At 67.6% G+C, this 17,833-nt stretch carries 21 protein-coding genes; 18 read left to right on the forward strand and 3 right to left on the reverse strand.

Going from position 1 to position 17,833, the window contains the following annotated elements:
• Positions 1 to 17: 17 nt before the first annotated feature.
• The 13 genes from ACFVH2_RS04765 to ACFVH2_RS04825 all read left to right on the forward strand — a co-directional run bounded on the left by ACFVH2_RS04765 (position 18) and on the right by ACFVH2_RS04825 (position 11,357).
• Entirely contained in the window at positions 18 to 710 is a 693-nt protein-coding gene (locus tag ACFVH2_RS04765; RefSeq protein WP_378422785.1) for a TetR/AcrR family transcriptional regulator, read from the forward strand.
• Positions 711 to 797: 87 nt separating this feature from the next.
• On the forward strand, positions 798 to 1,442 hold the full coding sequence (locus tag ACFVH2_RS04770; RefSeq protein ID WP_378422787.1) for an HAD family hydrolase: 645 nt from the start codon (positions 798 to 800) through the stop codon (positions 1,440 to 1,442).
• 60 nt (positions 1,443 to 1,502) lie between these two features.
• Entirely contained in the window at positions 1,503 to 1,790 is a 288-nt protein-coding gene (locus ACFVH2_RS04775; protein ID WP_378422789.1) for a putative quinol monooxygenase, read from the forward strand.
• A gap of 220 nt (positions 1,791 to 2,010) precedes the next feature.
• Positions 2,011 to 2,829: an SDR family oxidoreductase gene (locus tag ACFVH2_RS04780; RefSeq protein WP_378422791.1), complete on the forward strand. Its 819-nt coding sequence runs from the start codon at positions 2,011 to 2,013 to the stop codon at positions 2,827 to 2,829.
• A gap of 52 nt (positions 2,830 to 2,881) precedes the next feature.
• Positions 2,882 to 4,114 (forward strand): acyl-CoA dehydrogenase family protein, encoded by a 1,233-nt coding sequence (locus ACFVH2_RS04785; RefSeq protein WP_378422793.1) that lies wholly within the window; start codon positions 2,882 to 2,884, stop codon positions 4,112 to 4,114.
• Positions 4,111 to 4,893, forward strand: coding sequence for an SDR family oxidoreductase (locus tag ACFVH2_RS04790; protein WP_378422795.1), 783 nt, complete (start codon positions 4,111 to 4,113; stop codon positions 4,891 to 4,893). The genes ACFVH2_RS04785 and ACFVH2_RS04790 overlap by 4 nt, the downstream gene beginning before the upstream one ends.
• A gap of 13 nt (positions 4,894 to 4,906) precedes the next feature.
• Positions 4,907 to 5,926 (forward strand): phosphotransferase family protein, encoded by a 1,020-nt coding sequence (locus ACFVH2_RS04795; protein WP_378423175.1) that lies wholly within the window; start codon positions 4,907 to 4,909, stop codon positions 5,924 to 5,926.
• A 29-nt stretch (positions 5,927 to 5,955) separates the two neighbouring features.
• Entirely contained in the window at positions 5,956 to 6,714 is a 759-nt protein-coding gene (gene fabG / locus ACFVH2_RS04800) for a 3-oxoacyl-ACP reductase FabG (protein WP_378422797.1), read from the forward strand.
• A 47-nt stretch (positions 6,715 to 6,761) separates the two neighbouring features.
• The gene (locus ACFVH2_RS04805; protein ID WP_378422799.1) at positions 6,762 to 7,748 is read left to right on the forward strand and encodes an NADPH:quinone oxidoreductase family protein; all 987 of its coding nucleotides are present in this window, start codon (positions 6,762 to 6,764) and stop codon (positions 7,746 to 7,748) included.
• On the forward strand, positions 7,745 to 8,524 hold the full coding sequence (locus ACFVH2_RS04810; protein WP_378422801.1) for an SDR family oxidoreductase: 780 nt from the start codon (positions 7,745 to 7,747) through the stop codon (positions 8,522 to 8,524). The genes ACFVH2_RS04805 and ACFVH2_RS04810 overlap by 4 nt, the downstream gene beginning before the upstream one ends.
• 98 nt (positions 8,525 to 8,622) lie before the next feature.
• Positions 8,623 to 9,063 carry a MarR family winged helix-turn-helix transcriptional regulator gene (locus tag ACFVH2_RS04815; RefSeq protein ID WP_378422803.1) on the forward strand — a complete coding sequence of 147 codons (441 nt, stop codon included), beginning with the start codon at positions 8,623 to 8,625 and terminating at the stop codon, positions 9,061 to 9,063.
• 74 nt (positions 9,064 to 9,137) lie between these two features.
• Positions 9,138 to 9,599 carry a MarR family winged helix-turn-helix transcriptional regulator gene (locus ACFVH2_RS04820; protein WP_378422805.1) on the forward strand — a complete coding sequence of 154 codons (462 nt, stop codon included), beginning with the start codon at positions 9,138 to 9,140 and terminating at the stop codon, positions 9,597 to 9,599.
• 75 nt (positions 9,600 to 9,674) lie between these two features.
• Complete coding sequence (locus ACFVH2_RS04825; RefSeq protein WP_378423177.1) at positions 9,675 to 11,357, forward strand: MFS transporter; 1,683 nt, start codon at positions 9,675 to 9,677, stop codon at positions 11,355 to 11,357.
• 84 nt (positions 11,358 to 11,441) lie between these two features.
• On the opposite strand, the gene ACFVH2_RS04830 is transcribed toward ACFVH2_RS04825, so the two are convergent.
• Positions 11,442 to 12,260, reverse strand: coding sequence for a siderophore-interacting protein (locus tag ACFVH2_RS04830; RefSeq protein ID WP_378422807.1), 819 nt, complete (start codon positions 12,258 to 12,260; stop codon positions 11,442 to 11,444).
• A gap of 442 nt (positions 12,261 to 12,702) precedes the next feature.
• Between ACFVH2_RS04830 and ACFVH2_RS04835 the strand changes: the two genes are divergently transcribed.
• The 5 genes from ACFVH2_RS04835 (at position 12,703) to ACFVH2_RS04855 (ending at position 17,113) form a co-directional block, all read left to right on the forward strand.
• Positions 12,703 to 12,936 carry a redoxin NrdH gene (locus ACFVH2_RS04835; protein WP_378422809.1) on the forward strand — a complete coding sequence of 78 codons (234 nt, stop codon included), beginning with the start codon at positions 12,703 to 12,705 and terminating at the stop codon, positions 12,934 to 12,936.
• A 23-nt stretch (positions 12,937 to 12,959) separates the two neighbouring features.
• Positions 12,960 to 13,418 (forward strand): class Ib ribonucleoside-diphosphate reductase assembly flavoprotein NrdI, encoded by a 459-nt coding sequence (nrdI, locus tag ACFVH2_RS04840; protein ID WP_378422811.1) that lies wholly within the window; start codon positions 12,960 to 12,962, stop codon positions 13,416 to 13,418.
• Positions 13,376 to 15,562, forward strand: a complete 2,187-nt coding sequence (gene nrdE / locus ACFVH2_RS04845; RefSeq protein WP_378422813.1) for a class 1b ribonucleoside-diphosphate reductase subunit alpha — start codon at positions 13,376 to 13,378, stop codon at positions 15,560 to 15,562. The genes nrdI and nrdE overlap by 43 nt, the downstream gene beginning before the upstream one ends.
• Positions 15,563 to 15,599: 37 nt before the next feature.
• Positions 15,600 to 16,574 (forward strand): class 1b ribonucleoside-diphosphate reductase subunit beta, encoded by a 975-nt coding sequence (gene nrdF / locus ACFVH2_RS04850; RefSeq protein ID WP_378422815.1) that lies wholly within the window; start codon positions 15,600 to 15,602, stop codon positions 16,572 to 16,574.
• 152 nt (positions 16,575 to 16,726) lie between these two features.
• On the forward strand, positions 16,727 to 17,113 hold the full coding sequence (locus ACFVH2_RS04855) for a VOC family protein (RefSeq protein WP_378422817.1): 387 nt from the start codon (positions 16,727 to 16,729) through the stop codon (positions 17,111 to 17,113).
• Here ACFVH2_RS04855 and ACFVH2_RS04860 read toward each other — a convergent pair.
• Both ACFVH2_RS04860 and ACFVH2_RS04865 read right to left on the reverse strand, forming a co-directional pair.
• Complete coding sequence (locus tag ACFVH2_RS04860) at positions 17,082 to 17,576, reverse strand: NUDIX domain-containing protein (RefSeq protein ID WP_378422819.1); 495 nt, start codon at positions 17,574 to 17,576, stop codon at positions 17,082 to 17,084. The two genes, ACFVH2_RS04855 and ACFVH2_RS04860, sit on opposite strands and share 32 nt — an antisense overlap.
• Entirely contained in the window at positions 17,576 to 17,749 is a 174-nt protein-coding gene (locus ACFVH2_RS04865) for a hypothetical protein (protein WP_378475689.1), read from the reverse strand. The genes ACFVH2_RS04860 and ACFVH2_RS04865 overlap by 1 nt, the downstream gene beginning before the upstream one ends.
• Positions 17,750 to 17,833 lie beyond the last annotated feature (84 nt).

Here is a 17,833-nt window from a genome sequence, read left to right on the forward strand (position 1 = left end):
GACGTATAAATACATCCATGTCACGCTCCGCTGCCGACGACGACCGCGAGGACTTGCCCCCATCGATGGCGCGCTCCTCGTTGCTGCGTGAGCTGCCCGCGACCGAGCGTGGGTTGCGGACGCGGTCGGCGCTGATCGCCGCGGCCCGCAGGGTATTCGAGAAGTCGGGCTACCTCGACACCCGGTTGATCGACATCACCAAGGCGGCCAAGTGCTCGGCGGGGACGTTCTACACCTACTTCGCGAGCAAGGAGGAGATCTTCGCCGCGGTCCTCGAGCTCGCGCAGGAGGACATGATGCACCCCGGCATGCCGCACGTGGCCGCGGAGGACGACCCCGCCGCGATCGTCGCGGCGAGCAACCGGGCGTACTTCGAGGCGTACAAGCGCAACGCCAAGCTGATGGGCCTGCTCGAGCAGGTCGCCAACATCGACCCGGAGTTCCGGGTGCTCCGGCAACAGCGCGCCGATGCCTTCATTCGGCGTAACGCTCGCAGCATCGAGAACCTGCAGCGGCGAGGACTCGCGGACACCGAACTCGATCCACTGCTCGCCGCCCGTGCGCTGTCCGGCATGATCAGCCGGCTCGGCTTCGGCTACTTCGTGGAGCGGGAGGCGCTCGGTGACGACCGCGGCTCGTTGGACGAACTGATCGACACCGCCACGCGGCTGTGGGTCAACGCGCTGCGCATTCCCGCCTCGCCGACATAGCGCCGGTCCGCCGCGGCCCGGCTCGGCTCGGTCCGCCCCGGGAATTCGATGTTGACGCCGAATTCAACTTTGTCGAGAATGGTCGACATGACATCAGCGCCGCCGGATTCCACGCGTACCGCCGTCCTGGTCGACTTCGGGGGAGTCGTGACCACGAGTGTGTTCGCCGCGTTCCGGGAGTTCGGGTCCTCGATCGGCGACGCCGACCTGCCGTTGGCGCTGCTCGGACGTGACGAGGCCTCCCGCAGGCTCCTGGCGGACCACGAGAGCGGACGCATCGACGCCGACGCCTTCGATCGCGGCTTCGCCGAGCGACTGCGCGCCCACGGCGCCCAGGTCGAGGCCGACGGACTGTCGGCGCGCATGCAGGCGGGGCTGCGGCGCGACGAGGAGACCATCGCCCTGCTCGGCAGGCTGCGTTCTGCCGGAGTGCCGATTGCCTTGGTGTCCAACGCCTTCGGGCGCGACATCTACGAGGGCTTCGATCTCGACGCGCTTGCGGACGAGGTGGTCATCTCGTCCGAGGTCGGCATCCGGAAGCCGTCGCGCGCGATCTACCGGATCGCCTGTGAGCGGCTCGGGGTCGCGCCGGAACGAGCGGTCATGGTCGACGACCTGCAGCAGAACCTGGATGGCGCGGCCCGGCTGGGGATCGCCGGAATCCTACACACGGACGGAGCGGACACTGCGGGTCAGCTCGCCGACCGATTCGGCCTCGCCGGCCGGCCGTAGCGTGCACAGTGACCATCGGTCGTGGACCACTCACGGCCTGTCCACCGCAAGGAGAATCAGATGCTCGCGATCATCGCCGTCATGACCGTCAAGGACGGAAGCGGCCCCGAGTTCGAGGCGGTTGCCGCGGACCTCGTCGCTCAGGTGCGTGCCAACGAGGAAGGCACCCAGTTCTACCAGTTGACCCGATCCAAGTCGGACCCGAACGTCTACAAGTTCATGGAGCTCTACCGCGACGGCGACGCCGCAAAGTTGCACGCGGGCACCGAGTACTTCCAGGCCGCGTTCGCGAAGATGGGTCCGCTGCTGGCGGCCGAACCGCAGATCGAGTACCTGGACGCGGTCTGAGTCCTGGCATCACCAACGCGAAGGGCGCCGGCATCTGCCGGCGCCCTTCGCATGTCCGGGGGGGCGGTGGATGTGCTCGGATCTGCCCGGTGCAGAGGTTGAATATGACGCCGGATTCAACTATACAGTGAGGGGAGACCTGGATCACGTCCGACAGGCGGGAATGCCGCGTGCGATCCGGACCCCGGGCAGTGTCGACACGGAAAGAGGTGCACTTCGAGTGAAGGTTGCAGGCAAGGTTGCCATCGTCACCGGCGGCGGTGGCGGGATCGGCGGCGCAATCGCACAGGCTCTCGCTGCCGACGGGGCACGGGTCGTCGTCGCCGACCTCGACGCCGCCGCTGCGCAGGCGGTGGTGGACGAGATCAGCGCGGAGAATCCGGGCGCGGCCGTCGCTGCGGGCGGGAACGTGTCCGACACTGAGCAGATCCGCGGCCTGATCGCGCTGGCGGAGAAGAACTTCGGGCCGGTGGACATGTACTTCGCCAACGCGGGAGTCACCGGCAAACCCGGACTCGAGGCCGACGACGCGGCCTGGGACCTCTCGCTCGACGTGAATCTGCGCGCGCACATTCGGGCCGCGCAACAACTGGTCCCGGGCTGGCTCGAGCGAGGCGAGGGCTATTTCGTCAGTACCGCCTCGGCAGCGGGTCTGCTGACCCAGATCGGTTCCGCCACCTACTCCGTCACCAAGCACGCGGCGGTCGGGTTCGCCGAGTGGCTCAACGTCACCTACGGCGACCGCGGAATCCGGGTGAGCTGCCTGTGCCCGATGGGCGTGAACACCAAGCTGCTCTACTCCGGTCGGGACTCGGGCGACACCCTCGGTGCCGCCGCGACCCGGGCGGTGACCGCCGCGGGCGACGTGCTCGAACCGGCTCAGGTCGCCGCCGACGTGCTCGCCGCGATCGACGAGGAGCGGTTCCTGATCCTGCCGCACCCGCAGGTTCTGGACATGTACCGGCACAAGGGTGCCGACTACGACCGTTGGCTGCGGGGCATGCGGCGCTACCAGGACGCACTGCTGGGCCAGGGCTGAGCCACCTCGACCCGCGTCCCCCCGAATTTCCTCTCTACCCTCAGGAGTTCTCATGTCACTGTTTGACATCTCGGACCGCGCGCAGCAGCTCCAGAAGGACCTGCTGGACTTCATGGACTCGCACGTCTACCCGGCCGAGGCCGTGTACGAGGAGCAGATGCGCGAGTCCGGTGACCCGCACTTCCAGCCGCCGGTCCTCGAGGAGCTCAAGGCGGAGGCCCGCAGTCGCGGGCTGTGGAACCTCTTCCACCCGCACCCCGGCACCGGCCCGGGGCTGACCAACCTGGAGTACGCGCCGCTCGCGGAGATCATGGGTCGCAGCCACATCGCCTCCGAGGCGTGCAACTGCAATGCTCCCGACACCGGCAACATGGAGGTGCTCGAGCTCTTCGGTACCGAGGAGCACAAGGAGAAGTACCTCAAGCCGCTGCTCGACGGCACCATGGCGTCGGCGTTCGCGATGACCGAGCCGCAGGTCGCCAGCTCGGACGCGACCAATGTCGAGCTGTCGATGGTCAAGGACGGCGACGAGTACGTCCTGAACGGCCGGAAGTGGTTCGCCTCCAACGCTTTGCACCAGAACTGCAAGGTGATGATCGTGATGGGCAAGACCGACCCGACCGCGGCCCCGCACCGGCAGCAGTCGATGATGGTCGTGCCGATCGACGCCCCCGGCGTCACGGTGATGCGGGGGCTGCCGGTCTTCGGCTACCAGGACCGCGAGGGTCACGCGGAGATCGACTTCACCGACGTCCGGGTCCCGGCCAAGGACGTGCTCAAGGGGGAGGGTGAGGGCTTCGCGATCAGTCAGGCGCGCCTCGGCCCGGGCCGCATCCATCACTGCATGCGCGCGATCGGCATGGCCGAGCGGGCGCTGGAACTGATGTGCCGGCGGGCGCAGTCGCGGGTCACCTTCGGCAAGCCGATCGCCGACAATGCGAACATCCAGGACTGGATCGCCGAGGCGCGCATCGACATCGAGATGATCCGGTTGCTGACGCTCAAGGCCGCGTACCTGATGGACACCGTCGGCAACAAGGAGGCGCAGACCGAGATCGCGGCGATCAAGGTGGCGGCGCCGAACATCGCGTTGAAGATCGTGGACCGGGCGATCCAGGTGCACGGCGGCGGGGGTGTGACGGACGACTTCCCGCTCGCCATGGCGTACGCGCACCTGCGCACCCTGCGCCTCGCGGACGGTCCGGACGAGGTGCACAAGCGGGCCATCGCCCGCCGCGAGCTGCGCCAGTACCGCGACCTCCGACCTGAGGGACTGGGACGATGACAAATCTGGACCTGACCGGAAAGACCGCGATTGTCATCGGTGCCTCCCGCGGCATCGGACTGGCGGCCGCGCAGGCCCTCGCCACCGCCGGTGCCAACGTGGTGCTCACCTCCCGCAAGCAGGAGGCCGCCGATTCGGCCGCGGCGCAGATCACCGGCAACGCCATCGGTGTCGGTGCGCATGCGGTGGAGGAGGACCAGGCGCGGCGCTGCATCGAGCTCACCCTCGAAAAGTTCGGCAGCGTCGACATTCTCGTCAACAACGCGGGCACCAACCCGGCCTTCGGCCCGCTGGTCGAACAGGATCACAGCCGGTTCGCGAAGACCTTCGACGTGAACCTGTGGGCGCCGCTGCTCTGGACCGGGCTCGCCGCCGAGGCCTGGATGGGTGAACACGGCGGATCGGTGGTCAACACGGCGTCGATCGGCGGGATCGGCCGCGCGCCGAACCTCGGCATGTACAACGTGTCCAAGGCCGCGCTGATCTACCTGACCAAGCAACTCGCGCTGGAGCTTTCGCCGCGGATCCGGGTCAACGCCGTCGCCCCCGGCGTCGTGCGCACCAAGCTGGCCGAGGCGCTGTGGAAGGAACACGAGGAGCAGGTCGCGGAATCGATCGCGCTCGCCCGGATCGGCGAGCCGGTGGACGTCGCCGCCGCGATCGCGTTCCTCGCCTCGGACGCCGCCTCCTGGATCACGGGGGAGACGATGGTCATCGACGGGGGTCGGCACCTCGGCGACGCCCTCCCTTACCGGAACGGGGTGTCGGTCGGTGCCTGATGCGGTGCGGGAGATGGTCGGCATCGACCCGGACGCGGTCACCCGCTGGATCGGCGACCTCGGAATCGACGTCGCCGGCCGGTTGTCCTTCGATCGGATAGGCCTCGGCCAGTCGAACCTGACGTACCTGGTGCGGGACGAGGGGGGCCGGCGGTGGGTGTTGCGCCGGCCCCCGCTCGGCCACCTGCTGGCCTCCGCGCACGACGTGGCCCGGGAGGCGCGGATCATGTCCGCCCTCGCCGACACCGACGTGCCGGCGCCGCGGATCTTCGGTGTCGCACAGGATCCCGCGGTCTCCGAGGCGCCGCTGGTGCTGATGGAGTTCGTCGACGGCCAGGTCGTGGACACGATGGAGATCGTCCGATCGTTGACCCCGCAGCGCCGGCGCGAGATCGCGGTGTCGCTGCCGCGCACGCTCGCGAAGATCCACGCGGTCGACCTCGAGGCGGTCGGTCTGTCGGACCTGGCCAGTCACAAGCCGTACGCGGCCCGGCAGTTGAAGCGGTGGGCCGGCCAATGGGAGCAGTCCAAGATGCGGGAGTTGCCCGAGCTCGACGACCTGACCCGCCGGCTGGTCGCCGCGGTACCCGAGCAGACCGAACTCTCGCTCGTGCACGGCGACTTCCATCTGCGCAACGTCATCGTCTCGCGTGACAACGGCGAGGTCGTCGGGGCGCTCGACTGGGAGCTGTCCACCCTGGGAGATCCGTTGGCTGACATGGGCTCCATGCTCGCCTACTGGCCCGAGCCGGGCGAGGAGATGGGGGGTGACTTCCCGGCCTCGACCCTCGAGGGCTTCCCGGGCCGCGCCGAGCTGGCCCGAATCTATCTCGACGAGACCGGCCGGGATCCGCAAGCGCTGAAGTTCTGGCACACCCTGGGCTTGTGGAAGGTGTCGATCATCGCCGAGGGCGTCATGCGGCGGGCGATGGACACCCCCGCGAACAAGGCCGCGGCCGGCACCCGGACCGTCGAGCGGATCGACGCGCTGGTGCACAAGGCCCGCGAGATCGCCGACGCCGCGGGCATCTGACGACTCACCACCCGACACTTGGAGGACACATGGCCCAGGAACGCAGAACCGCGATCGTGACCGGGGGTGCCCGCGGCATCGGCGCGGCCGTCGCGAAGCGGCTCGCCGCCGACGGACTGGCGGTGGCGGTGCTCGACCTCGACGAGTCCGCCTGCGCGGCAACGGTCGACGCCGTCACCGCGGCGGGCGGCTCCGCGCTTGCGATCGGTGCGAATGTCGCCGACGAGGACTCGGTCGCCGCCGCGGTGGACAGGGTCGCCGCCGAGCTCGGGGCACCCACCGTCCTGGTGAACAATGCCGGCATCACCCGCGACCACCTGCTGTTCAAGATGACCGTCCTGGACTGGGACTCGGTGATGAACGTGCACCTGCGGGGTGCGTTCCTGATGACCCGTGCCGTGCAGAAGCACATGGTGGAGGCCAAGTTCGGGCGAGTGGTCAACCTGTCGAGCGTCTCCGCGCTCGGCAACCGCGGCCAGGCGAACTACTCGGCCGCCAAGGCAGGCATGCAGGGCCTCACCAAGACGCTCGCGCTCGAGCTCGGCAAGTTCGGCGTCACCGCCAACGCGATCGCCCCGGGATTCATCGAGACGGAGATGACGGTCGCCACCGCGGCACGGATGGGCATCGACTTCGAGGACATGAAGAAGGCCGCATCGGCGGAGATCGCGGTCGCGCGCGTCGGCCAGCCCGAGGACATCGCGCACACCGCTTCGTACCTGGTCAGCGACGGGGCCGGATTCGTCTCCGGTCAGGTCGTCTACGTAGCCGGCGGACCTCGGGACTGACCACCCGCCCGCGGCACCCACCCACCTATTCCCGTGAGGAGAACATCATGAAGGCATGGCGCGTCAACGAACTCGGCGAACCGCGTGACGTCCTGAAGCTCGAGGACGTCGACGATCCGACCGCGTCGTCGGGTCAGCTGGTGGTCAGGGTCCTCGCGGCGCCGGCGAACTTCCCGGACGTGCTGCTGTGCCGCGGCGAGTACCAGATCAAGCCGCCGCTGCCGTTCACTCCCGGTGTCGAGCTGTGCGGCGAGGTCGTGGCCGTCGGTGATGCGGTCACCGCGTTTGCCGTCGGCGACCGGGTGATCGGCAACCCCAGCCTGCCCGGCGGCGGATTCGCCGATTACGCGGTGCTGGAGGAGGCCAACGCCTTTCCCGCGCCCGAGGCCCTCGACGACGCCGAGGCGTCGGCGCTGAGCATCGGTTACCAGACGGCGTGGTTCGCGCTGCACCGCCGCACCCGGATCCAACCGGGGGAGGTGCTGCTGGTGCACGCCGCCGCGGGTGGGGTGGGCAGCGCGGCGGTGCAGCTCGGCAAGGCCGCCGGCGCCACCGTGATCGGTGTGGTCGGCGGTCCGGAGAAGGCGGAGTACGCCCGCGCGCTGGGCGCGGACCTGGTGATCGACCGCCGCGCCGAGGACTTCGTGTCCGTGGTCAAGGAGTTCACCGGCGGCAAGGGCGCCGACGTGGTGTTCGATCCGGTCGGCGGCGACGCCTACGCCGGATCCACCAAGTGCATCGCGTTCGAGGGACGGATCGTCGTCATCGGATTCGCGAGTGGCACGATTCCGCAGCCGGCGCTCAATCATGCCCTGATCAAGAACTATTCGATCATCGGGCTGCACTGGGGTCTGTACAAGGCGTACAACCAACAGGCCATCGACGACTGCCACGTCGAGCTGACCAGGCTCGCCGCGGAGGGTGCGGTCAAGCCGCTGATCAGTGAGCGGCTCGGCCTCGCCGACGTCGCGGACGGCGTCGGCAGGCTCGGCGACGGCAGCACCGTCGGCCGCGTCGTGTTCGGGATCGCATGACGGCCGGACTGTTCGACGTCGCGGGCAAGACGGTGCTGGTCACCGGCGGCTCGCGTGGCATCGGCCTGATGATCGCCCGCGGCTTCGTCGAGGCGGGGGCCACGGTGATCGTCCGCTCCCGGAAGGCCGATGCGTGCGCGGTTGCGGCCGAGGAACTCTCGGCGCTCGGCACCTGCGTCGCGATGCCCGCGGACCTGTCCACCGACGACGGCGTCGCGAGCCTGGCCGAGCGAGTCGCAGAGTTCGCGCCGAAGCTCGACGTCCTCGTCAACAACGCCGGGGCCACCTGGGGCGCGTCGATCGACGAATTTCCGGGGTCGGGATTCGACAAGATCTTCGACGTGAACGTCAAGGCCGTGTTCGCGTTGACGCAGAAGCTGTTGCCGCAGTTGCGTGCCGCGGCGACCGCCGACGACCCGGCCCGGGTGGTCAACATCGGGTCGATCGACGGGCTGGTCGTGTCCGGGAGCGAGAACTACTCGTACGGTGCGAGCAAGGCCGCGGTGCACATGCTCACCCGCAAAGTGGCGGCCACCCTGGCGCCGGACCACATCACGGTCAATGCCATTGCGCCGGGACCGTTCCCGACGAAGATGACGGCGTTCGTGCTCGACGATCCCGAGCTGCGCAGTGCGATGGAGGCCCGGGTCCCGCTCGGCCGGGTCGGTCGAGCCGAGGACATCGCCGGCGTCGCGATCTTCCTGTCCTCGCCTGCGGGTGCCTACCTCACCGGCACCGTGATCCCGGTGGACGGTGGGATCAGCGGCACCCGCTGATCCTCGTCACGGCGGGCGGGAAGCCGCCCGCCGTGACGCACGTCGCGCCGCGACCTGGTTTGATGACTCGCGCACGCCGAGCGAAGGGATTGCGCGTAGTGACAACCGATCCGATTGCCGACCTCGAAGCCGAGTTGGTGGACATGTGGCGGCGCGGCACGATCCGCACCCGTGAGCGCGCGCACCGGATCCATCCCAAGCTCGACCCCGCCTGCTACCCCTTGCTGATGCTGCTCACGCGGCAGGACGCGGCCGTGCCGATGTCGACCCTGCTCACCGAACTCGTCGTCGAGAAGTCGACGCTGACCAGGCAGATCGACGCGCTGAGCCGGCTCGGTCTCGCGCTGCGCATCCCCGACCCGGACGACGCCCGCGCCCGGCTCGTGGCATTGACCGAGGAGGGGCGGAGCCTGTTGACCGCCCAGCGAGCGGAGGCCGTCGCGGCCTGGCGCCGGGACCTGTCCCAGTGGGATCCGGACGACCTGCGGACCCTGACTTCGCTGCTGCGCCGCCTCGGCACCGCCGTCGACCCGGACTGACCACCCCCATATCGATAGTTGCTACATGCAATCAATTGAGTTATGGTTGCAGGTATCAACTAATGGAGGGTGAGATGGTCAGTCCGGAAACCGCGGCGAATCTGATCGACACCCTGCGGGGACTGGTTCGACAGTCTCGCCGGGTGTCCGCGCGGTCGCAGCATCTGGGCATGCTGCCGCCGCCGCTCGGGGCGCTGCTCGGGCACGTCGAGTGCTCGCAGGGGCACCGGCCGAGTGCGCTGGCGGAGGAGTTGCGGGTCACGCAGTCCGCACTCAGTCGCCAGGTCTCCCACGCCGAATCGCTCGGCTACGTTCGGCGCATGCCCGACCCGGTCGACGGGCGGGCGACACTGCTCTCGCTCACCGAGTCGGGGGCCGAAGCCCTGCGAATCCATCGCGAAGCCCAACTCGACCGTTTGCGCACGGCGATCGCCGACTGGAGCGAGGAGGAGGTCGCCGACCTCGTCGGTCGGCTCGACCGCCTGCATTCCGCGCTCGACGCCGAATCCGCCCCGCTGCCGGCTTCCGTTCTCTAGGAGTAACACCGCATGAGTTCACCCGTGTCCCAGGACATTCCGCCCAATACTTCAGCGTCGGAGGGCCCCGGCCCGATGACGCACAAGCAGCGCATCGAGGCGCTCGTCGGCCTGCTACTGGGCATGTTCGTCGCGTTCCTGTCGTCGACGATCGTCTCCAACGCGCTGCCCACGATCATCACGGATCTGCACGGCACCCAGGACCAGTACACCTGGGTGGTCACCGCGACCCTGCTCGCCTCGACCGCGACCACCCCCATCTGGGGCAAGTTCGCCGACCTGGTGAACAAGAAGATCCTGGTGCAGCTCGCGCTGCTGGTGTTCACCGTCGGCTCGGTCCTGGCCGGGCTGTCGACCTCCGTCGGAATGTTGATCGGCTTCCGCGCGGTGCAGGGCCTCGGGCTCGGCGGCCTGCAGGCGCTGGTCGTCATCGTCATCGCCGCGATGTTCAGCCCCCGCGAACGTGGCCGGTACCAGGGTCCGATGGCCGCGGTCATGTCCATCGCGACCGTCGCCGGCCCCCTCATCGGCGGCGTCATCGTCGACACCAGCTGGCTCGGCTGGCGGTGGTGCTTCTTCGTCGGGGCGCCGCTGGCAGTGATCGCGCTGATCGTCATCGGGCGCACCCTGAACCTGCCCGTGGTCAAGCGTGACGTGAAGGTCGACTACGTCGGTGCCACCCTCATCGCCGCGGGGGTGAGCGTGATTCTCATCTGGGTCACGTTGGCGGGCAAGAACTTCGCCTGGGGATCGGCCACGTCCTACGAGCTGGTCGCGACGGGAGTCGTGCTGCTCGGCCTGGCGATCTTCGCCGAGACCAAGGCCAAGGACCCCGTCGTGCCACTGCGGCTCTTCCGCGACCGCACCATGACCTTGGCCACCCTCGCCAGTATCGCCGTCGGCGTCGCCATGTTCGGTGGCGCGGTCTTCCTCGGCCAGTACTTCCAGATCGCCCGTGGCTACTCGCCGACCGCCGCCGGCCTGCTCACCCTGCCGATGGTGTTCGGCTCGATGATCTCGTCGACGGTCTCGGGCTCGCTGATCACCAAGTACGGCAAGTGGAAGCGCTTCCTCGTGATCGGTGCGATCGGCATGGCGACCGGCTTCCTGCTGCTCTCGACGACGGACCACGCGACCAGCATGGTGCTCATCGGTATCTACCTGTTCGTGCTCGGCACGGGCATGGGCATGACCATGCAGAACCTGGTGCTGCCGGTGCAGAACAACGTCGCACCGTCCGACCTGGGTTCGGCCAGCGCGACCGTCGCGTTCTTCCGGTCGCTCGGCGGCGCGGCGGGCGTCTCGGTGCTCGGTGCGGTGTTGTCCTCGCACGTCACGGAGCTGACCACGGAGGGCCTGACCGCGGCGGGCGTGGACATGAGTCAGTCGAGCGGTTCCGGTGCCGGGCTGTCGAACCTCAAGGAACTGCCCGAGCAGATCGGCACCATCGTGCGTGCCGCCTACGGCGACGCGACCGGCCGGGTGTTCCTGATCTCCGGCATCCTGGCCGCACTCAGCCTGATCGCGATCGCCTTCATCCGGGAGGTCGCGCTCAAGGACAAGAGCGCGATGCAGCAACTCGACGCCGAGCGCGCGGCGCAGGGCGCCGCCGAGGTGGCCTCGGTCTCCGGCGCCGTCGTCGACAGCGAACTGATCGCGGAGGTCGACGAGATCGAGGACCGGTTGGCCGCGGCCGACGCGCCGTCGGGCCGGCACGCCGCCCCGGCGGGCAGGCAGGTCTCGCCCGAACTCGACTGACGGTCGACGTCGAAACGCAGGTGCCCGTCGGATCCGGTGTCGAACCCGGGATCCGGCGGGCACCGTCGTGTCCGGCGGGTGCCGTCAGAGCCCGGCCTCGTCGAGCGCCGCGTCCACCGCGTCCCGCACTTCGTCGAAGCTCTTGCCGGACGACAGCTCCCGGGCCGCGAGCTCCTCGATCCGCGACTCGACCTCGCGGTAACGGGCCAGCCAGCGTTCCTTGTCGGCCTGCCAGTAGCCCATCACGTCGAACCGGTCGGCGCCCCAACCGAGCTCGCGGCGCAGGTGCGCGCGGATCGCGCGGGAGGCCCCGCTCTCGCCCGCCGACCAGACGTACCCGCGTCCGGGCGGCAGCGGAAGGGCGGCCAGGTGGCCGGGCAGTGCGCTGGGACCGCACCCGTTGCCGGTGCCGTGCAGCCAGGTGACGGTCAGGTCGGCCGCCGTGGCCCAGCGCTGCTCGTCGCCGGCGTCGGGGACCTCGGCGATCACGTGCACCGCCGTGCCGGGCGTCAGGTTCTCGACGATGCGGGCCGCGGCGGGCAGCGCGCTCAGGTCGGCGAGCAGCAGCTGCCAGTGTGCGTCCGCGGGCGGGTGATACCAGCCCTTGGCGCGGGAGAGCAGGACCGGTGACCCGACGGTCGCCGTGCGGGCCCAGGCCGCGGCGGCCCCGCCGGCGTGGATCGCGAAGTCGACGTCGAGGGTGCCGGTGGCGGCGTCCCAGTACCGGACGGTGTAGCTGCGCCGGTGGCCGTCGAGCTCGATCAGCACCCGCTCGTCGGGGTCGCCGCTGGACGAGAAGTCGGACAGCCCGGCACCCGCGAATCGGATCCGGCGCAGGCTCGGGGACAGCAGGCCGGTCGAGGCCACGTGGGCGCGAAACTGTGGTTCGTCGGGGGTCGGCACCGCCCCACCATAGGTGTTTGCTGGCTCGACAGCACATGTCGCCGGGCCCGGCCGCCGAGCGGCCGAAATGTGAGCTGCGACACGCCGAGGTGGGGGTGATTGCGACCCGGTCGGGGGCTTACGACCTGGGAATTCCAGCTTTGTGGTTCACAACATCTCGCGCCTTATGGATATGTCGGACACTAGGTGTAGTGTCTAGAACACCGAGAGGGCAGAGCCGGAACGGTCGAGAACTGCAGGCCAGAGCGCTGTTCCAGTAGGTGAGATAGACATCACAGTTTCGTCAAGATTTCGCTGGTTAACCAGCGAGTCGAGTCGGGCGGGGAAGCCCGAAACGACAGCGAGGCCGTTTCACCGTGTTGAGGCAGTACCGAGTTACCCGCAGTACCGAGCGACACAGTTCTCTGATCGGTTCCGTAAGCCAGGGGAGAGAGGGACTTAGATGAGCATCACCGTCTACACCAAGCCGGCGTGCGTTCAGTGCAATGCGACCTACAAGGCGCTCGACAAGGCTGGTATCGAGTACTCCGTCGTCGACATCACCGAGGACGCGGAGGCCCGCGACTACGTGATGGCGCTCGGCTACCTGCAGGCCCCCGTCGTGGTGGCAGGTGACGATCACTGGTCGGGTTTCCGTCCGGACCGGATCAAGTCGCTCGCCGCGGCCGCCGCCTGAAGACCGTGCGGAGATGATCGGCTGTGACATCGCTGGTCTACTTCTCCAGCGCGTCGGAGAACACGCACCGCTTCGTTGAGAGGCTCGGCCTGCCTGCGACCCGCATTCCGCTCCACGACCGCGAGGGCACGTTCGAGGTCGACGAACCGTACGTCCTGATCCTGCCCACCTACGGGGGTGGGACGACAGTGACCGGACGCGACACGAGCTACGTGCCCAGGCAGGTCATCAGATTCCTCAACAACAAGCACAATCGCTCCCTCATTCGCGGAGTGATCGCTGCCGGCAATACGAACTTCGGCGAGTCGTACTGCTATGCCGGAAACGTGATTTCACAGAAGTGTCAGGTCCCGTACCTGTACCGCTTCGAACTCATGGGAACCGCCGAAGACGTAGTGGCCGTCCGAGACGGGCTCGAACAATTCATGGAGAGTGAACAGTGGCACCGACAATCACAGACACAGCCCCGGCTGGGAGTGTAGAGCGCGCTGCGGCACGACCCGACGCGTCCGCGGGGGAGCTCGACTACCACGCCTTGAACGCGATGCTCAACCTGTACGGCCCGAACGGCGAGATCCAGTTCGACAAGGACCGCGAGGCGGCGCACCAGTACTTTCTCCAGCACGTCAACCAGAACACCGTCTTCTTCCACAACCAGGACGAGAAGCTGGACTACCTGATCAAGGAGAACTACTACGAGCGCGAGGTTCTCGATCAGTACACCCGTAACTTCGTCAAGGACCTGATCGACCGCGCGTACGCGCACAAGTTCCGCTTCCCGACGTTCCTCGGCGCGTTCAAGTACTACACCTCGTACACGCTCAAGACCTTCGACGGGAAGCGCTACCTCGAGCGATTCGAGGATCGCGTCTGCATGGTCGCGCTGACCCTCGCCGCCGGCGACGAGAGCCTCGCGGAGCGGCTCGTCGACGAGATCATCTCCGGCCGCTTCCAGCCGGCCACCCCGACGTTCCTCAACTCCGGCAAGAAGCAGCGCGGCGAGCCCGTCTCCTGCTTCCTGCTGCGCATCGAGGACAACATGGAGTCGATCGGCCGCTCCATCAACTCGGCGCTGCAGCTGTCCAAGCGCGGCGGCGGAGTTGCGTTGCTGCTCAGCAACGTTCGCGAGCACGGTGCCCCGATCAAGAAGATCGAGAACCAGAGCTCGGGCGTCATCCCGATCATGAAGCTGCTCGAAGACTCGTTCTCGTACGCGAACCAGCTCGGTGCGCGCCAGGGCGCGGGCGCGGTGTACCTGCACGCGCACCACCCGGACATCTACCGCTTCCTCGACACCAAGCGCGAGAACGCGGACGAGAAGATCCGCATCAAGACGCTGTCCCTCGGCGTGGTCATCCCGGACATCACGTTCGAGCTGGCGAAGAAGAACGAGGACATGTACCTCTTCTCGCCGTACGACGTCGAGCGCATCTACGGGGTGCCGTTCGCGGACATCAACGTCACCGAGAAGTACTACGAGATGGTCGACGACAAGCGGATCCGCAAGTCGAAGATCAAGGCGCGCGAGTTCTTCCAGACGGTCGCCGAGCTGCAGTTCGAGTCCGGCTACCCGTACATCATGTACGAGGACACCGTGAACCGGGCGAACCCGATCGCGGGCAAGGTCACCCACTCGAACCTGTGCTCGGAGATCCTGCAGGTCTCCACGCCGTCGACCTTCAACGACGACCTGTCCTACAGCCACATCGGCAAGGACATCTCCTGCAACCTCGGTTCGCTGAACATCGCCAAGACGATGGACTCGCCGGACTTCGCGCAGACCATCGAGACGTCGATCCGTGCGCTGACCGCGGTCGCCGACCAGACCTCCATCGACTCCGTCCCGTCGATCCGGAGGGCGAACGACGAGGGTCACGCCATCGGTCTCGGGCAGATGAACCTGCACGGCTACCTGGCCCGCGAGCGGATCCACTACGGCTCCGACGAGGGCATCGACTTCACGAACATCTACTTCTACACGGTGGTGTTCCACGCGATCCGGGCCTCGAACGAGATCGCGAAGGATCGCGGCACGTACTTCGCCGGGTTCCCGGAGTCCCAGTACGCCTCGGGCGAGTACTTCGACAAGTACACCGACCGGGTGTGGGAGCCGGCGACCGAGCGCGTGCGGCAGCTGTTCGCCGACGCGGGCGTGCACATCCCCACCCAGGACGACTGGCGCGAGCTGAAGGCGTCGGTGCAGCGGCACGGCATCTACAACCAGAACCTGCAGGCCGTCCCGCCGACCGGTTCGATCTCGTACATCAACAACTCCACCAGCTCCATCCACCCGGTGGCGTCGAAGATCGAGATCCGCAAGGAAGGCAAGATCGGCCGCGTCTACTACCCGGCGCCCTACCTGACCAACGACAACCTGGAGTACTACCAGGATGCCTACGAGATCGGGTACGAGAAGATCATCGACACCTACGCGGCGGCGACCCAGCACGTCGACCAGGGCCTGTCGTTGACGCTGTTCTTCAAGGACACCGCCACCACCCGCGACATCAACAAGGCGCAGATCTACGCGTGGCGCAAGGGCATCAAGACGCTGTACTACATCCGGCTCCGTCAGATGGCGCTGGAGGGCACCGAGGTCGAGGGCTGCGTCTCGTGCATGCTGTAGCGCCGGTGGTCGTTCGTTCGAATGGAGTGAGGAAATCGTGAGCCAGAAGATCAAGCTGATTGATCGCGTGTCGGCGATCAACTGGAACCGCGTCCCCGACGAGAAGGACGCGGAGGTCTGGGACCGCCTCACCGGCAACTTCTGGCTGCCGGAGAAGGTCCCGGTGTCCAACGACATCCCGTCCTGGAACACGCTGACCGCCAACGAGAAGCAGCTCACCATGCGGGTGTTCACCGGCCTGACGCTGCTCGACACGATCCAGGGCACCGTCGGCGCCGTCAGCCTCATCCCGGACGCACTGACCCCGCACGAGGAGGCGGTGTACACCAACATCGCGTTCATGGAGTCGGTGCACGCCAAGAGCTACAGCTCGATCTTCTCGACGCTGTGCAGCACCCGCGACATCGACGACGCGTTCCGCTGGTCGGAGGAGAACCCGAACCTCCAGCGCAAGGCCGAGATCGTGCTCGAGTACTACAACGGTGACTCGCCGCTCAAGCGGAAGGTCGCCTCGACGCTGCTCGAGTCGTTCCTGTTCTACTCCGGCTTCTACCTGCCGATGTACTGGTCCTCGCGCGCCAAGCTCACCAACACCGCGGACCTGATCCGGCTGATCATCCGCGACGAGGCGGTGCACGGGTACTACATCGGCTACAAGTACCAGAAGGGCCTCGAGCAGCTCACCCAGGCCGAGCGCGAGGAGCTCAAGGACTACACCTTCGAGCTGCTCTTCGAGCTCTACGACAACGAGGTCGAGTACACCCAGGACCTCTACGACGAGGTCGGGCTCACCGAGGACGTCAAGAAGTTCCTGCGGTACAACGCCAACAAGGCGCTGATGAACCTCGGCTACGAGGGGCTGTTCCCGAAGGACGAGACCGACGTGAACCCGGCGATCCTGTCGGCGCTGTCGCCGAACGCGGACGAGAACCACGACTTCTTCTCGGGGTCGGGCTCGAGCTACGTGATCGGCAAGGCCGTCAACACCGAGGACGAGGACTGGGACTTCTGACCGACCCGCTCCGCTGCACCACACGCGCGACCGCCCGAATGTCGCATTGGTTCACTTCAGCTGAACCAATGCGACATTCGGGCGTTGTGGGTACCGATGGGTGGGGCTAGCGTCGGCATCGTCCGAAGTTTCACTTCTGGTGAGGAGAGACTATGAGCGGCAAGGTTGTGCACTTCGAGGTCCCGTTCGGCGACGGGGCCCGCGCCCGGGAGTTCTACCAGCAGGCATTCGGCTGGAACGTCGTCGAGATGCCCGAGATGGACTACACGATCGTCTCGACCGGGCCGGCCGCGGAGTCGGGGATGCCCGCCGAACCCGGCTACATCGGCGGTGGCATGTTCGAGCGCAGTGCGGACTCGCCGCAGGGTCCGGTGATCACCGTCGACGTCGCCGACATCGACGCCGCACTGGCGAAGATCGAGTCGCTTGGCGGCCAGACGATTCAGGCCAAGCAGCCGGTCGGCGAGATGGGTTTCGCGGCGTACTTCAAGGACACCGAGGGCAACATCATGGGCCTGTGGGAGTTGGCCGGCGGATGAACCAAGCCTCGCTCTCGCCCCGCAGGGCCTTCTCGATGCGGCGCGACGAGCTGTCGGTCAGTTCCGCCGGCAGCTCGTCCGGCGCGAACCAGGCGACCTCGAGGTTCTCCTCGTCGGCGGCGTACGGATCGCCCGACAGTGCGCGAGCGAGGAAGCACACGTCGAGATAGCTGGCGACGTCGCCGTTCGGGTATGTGATCGGACCCGCGGTGTCGACGCTGGTGATGCGGACCAGCTCCGCCACGACGCCGGTCTCCTCCCGGATCTCCCGCAGCGCCGCCGGTCCCGGTTCCTCGCCGGGTTCGAGGATGCCGGAGACCACCGCCCACAGTCCGCTGTCGGCCCTGCGGGTCAGCAGGATTCGGCCGGAATCGTCGACGACGACCGCACTGACGCCGGACAGCCACAACGGGGCGTGTCCGACGTGCGCACGCAGAGCCGCGACGAAATCGGGGACCGGCATCAGTACCGGAAGCTGACCGGGGCCGCCTGCTGGCCCGAGTACGGCAACAGCACGCTCAGCTGCAGCGGCGCCGCGAACCGGGCGGGCACGTCGGTGAAGTCGGAGGTCCCCGCCTTCGCCGGTGTGTCCAACTGCGCGAACTGGATTCGGGTCATCGCGTCGGTGCCGACCATGTTGCCGTCGGACGTCTCGGCGAACGGGAACGTGCCCTCGGGGGTGACCCCTGTTGCCGTCCGAGGACGGCAACAGGGGTCAGA

The sequence above is a fragment of the Rhodococcus sp. NPDC127527 genome (assembly GCF_042672245.1).
Taxonomy (GTDB): domain Bacteria; phylum Actinomycetota; class Actinomycetes; order Mycobacteriales; family Mycobacteriaceae; genus Rhodococcus_G.

What these genes read in the sequence shown, in the direction of transcription:
- ACFVH2_RS04805 (WP_378422799.1), top strand. Translation starts at nt 6,762, where the DNA reads ATGAAGGCATGGCGCGTCAACGAACTCGGCGAACCGCGTGACGTCCTG.
- ACFVH2_RS04795 (WP_378423175.1), top strand. Translation starts at nt 4,907, where the DNA reads ATGGTCGGCATCGACCCGGACGCGGTCACCCGCTGGATCGGCGACCTC.
- ACFVH2_RS04765 (WP_378422785.1), top strand. Translation starts at nt 18, where the DNA reads ATGTCACGCTCCGCTGCCGACGACGACCGCGAGGACTTGCCCCCATCG.
- ACFVH2_RS04810 (WP_378422801.1), top strand. Translation starts at nt 7,745, where the DNA reads ATGACGGCCGGACTGTTCGACGTCGCGGGCAAGACGGTGCTGGTCACC.
- ACFVH2_RS04775 (WP_378422789.1), top strand. Translation starts at nt 1,503, where the DNA reads ATGCTCGCGATCATCGCCGTCATGACCGTCAAGGACGGAAGCGGCCCC.
- ACFVH2_RS04825 (WP_378423177.1), top strand. Translation starts at nt 9,675, where the DNA reads ATGACGCACAAGCAGCGCATCGAGGCGCTCGTCGGCCTGCTACTGGGC.
- ACFVH2_RS04855 (WP_378422817.1), top strand. Translation starts at nt 16,727, where the DNA reads ATGAGCGGCAAGGTTGTGCACTTCGAGGTCCCGTTCGGCGACGGGGCC.
- ACFVH2_RS04860 (WP_378422819.1), bottom strand. Translation starts at nt 17,576, where the DNA reads ATGCCGGTCCCCGATTTCGTCGCGGCTCTGCGTGCGCACGTCGGACAC.
- ACFVH2_RS04835 (WP_378422809.1), top strand. Translation starts at nt 12,703, where the DNA reads ATGAGCATCACCGTCTACACCAAGCCGGCGTGCGTTCAGTGCAATGCG.
- ACFVH2_RS04785 (WP_378422793.1), top strand. Translation starts at nt 2,882, where the DNA reads ATGTCACTGTTTGACATCTCGGACCGCGCGCAGCAGCTCCAGAAGGAC.
- fabG (WP_378422797.1), top strand. Translation starts at nt 5,956, where the DNA reads ATGGCCCAGGAACGCAGAACCGCGATCGTGACCGGGGGTGCCCGCGGC.
- ACFVH2_RS04790 (WP_378422795.1), top strand. Translation starts at nt 4,111, where the DNA reads ATGACAAATCTGGACCTGACCGGAAAGACCGCGATTGTCATCGGTGCC.
- ACFVH2_RS04865 (WP_378475689.1), bottom strand. Translation starts at nt 17,749, where the DNA reads ATGGTCGGCACCGACGCGATGACCCGAATCCAGTTCGCGCAGTTGGAC.
- ACFVH2_RS04770 (WP_378422787.1), top strand. Translation starts at nt 798, where the DNA reads ATGACATCAGCGCCGCCGGATTCCACGCGTACCGCCGTCCTGGTCGAC.
- ACFVH2_RS04820 (WP_378422805.1), top strand. Translation starts at nt 9,138, where the DNA reads ATGGTCAGTCCGGAAACCGCGGCGAATCTGATCGACACCCTGCGGGGA.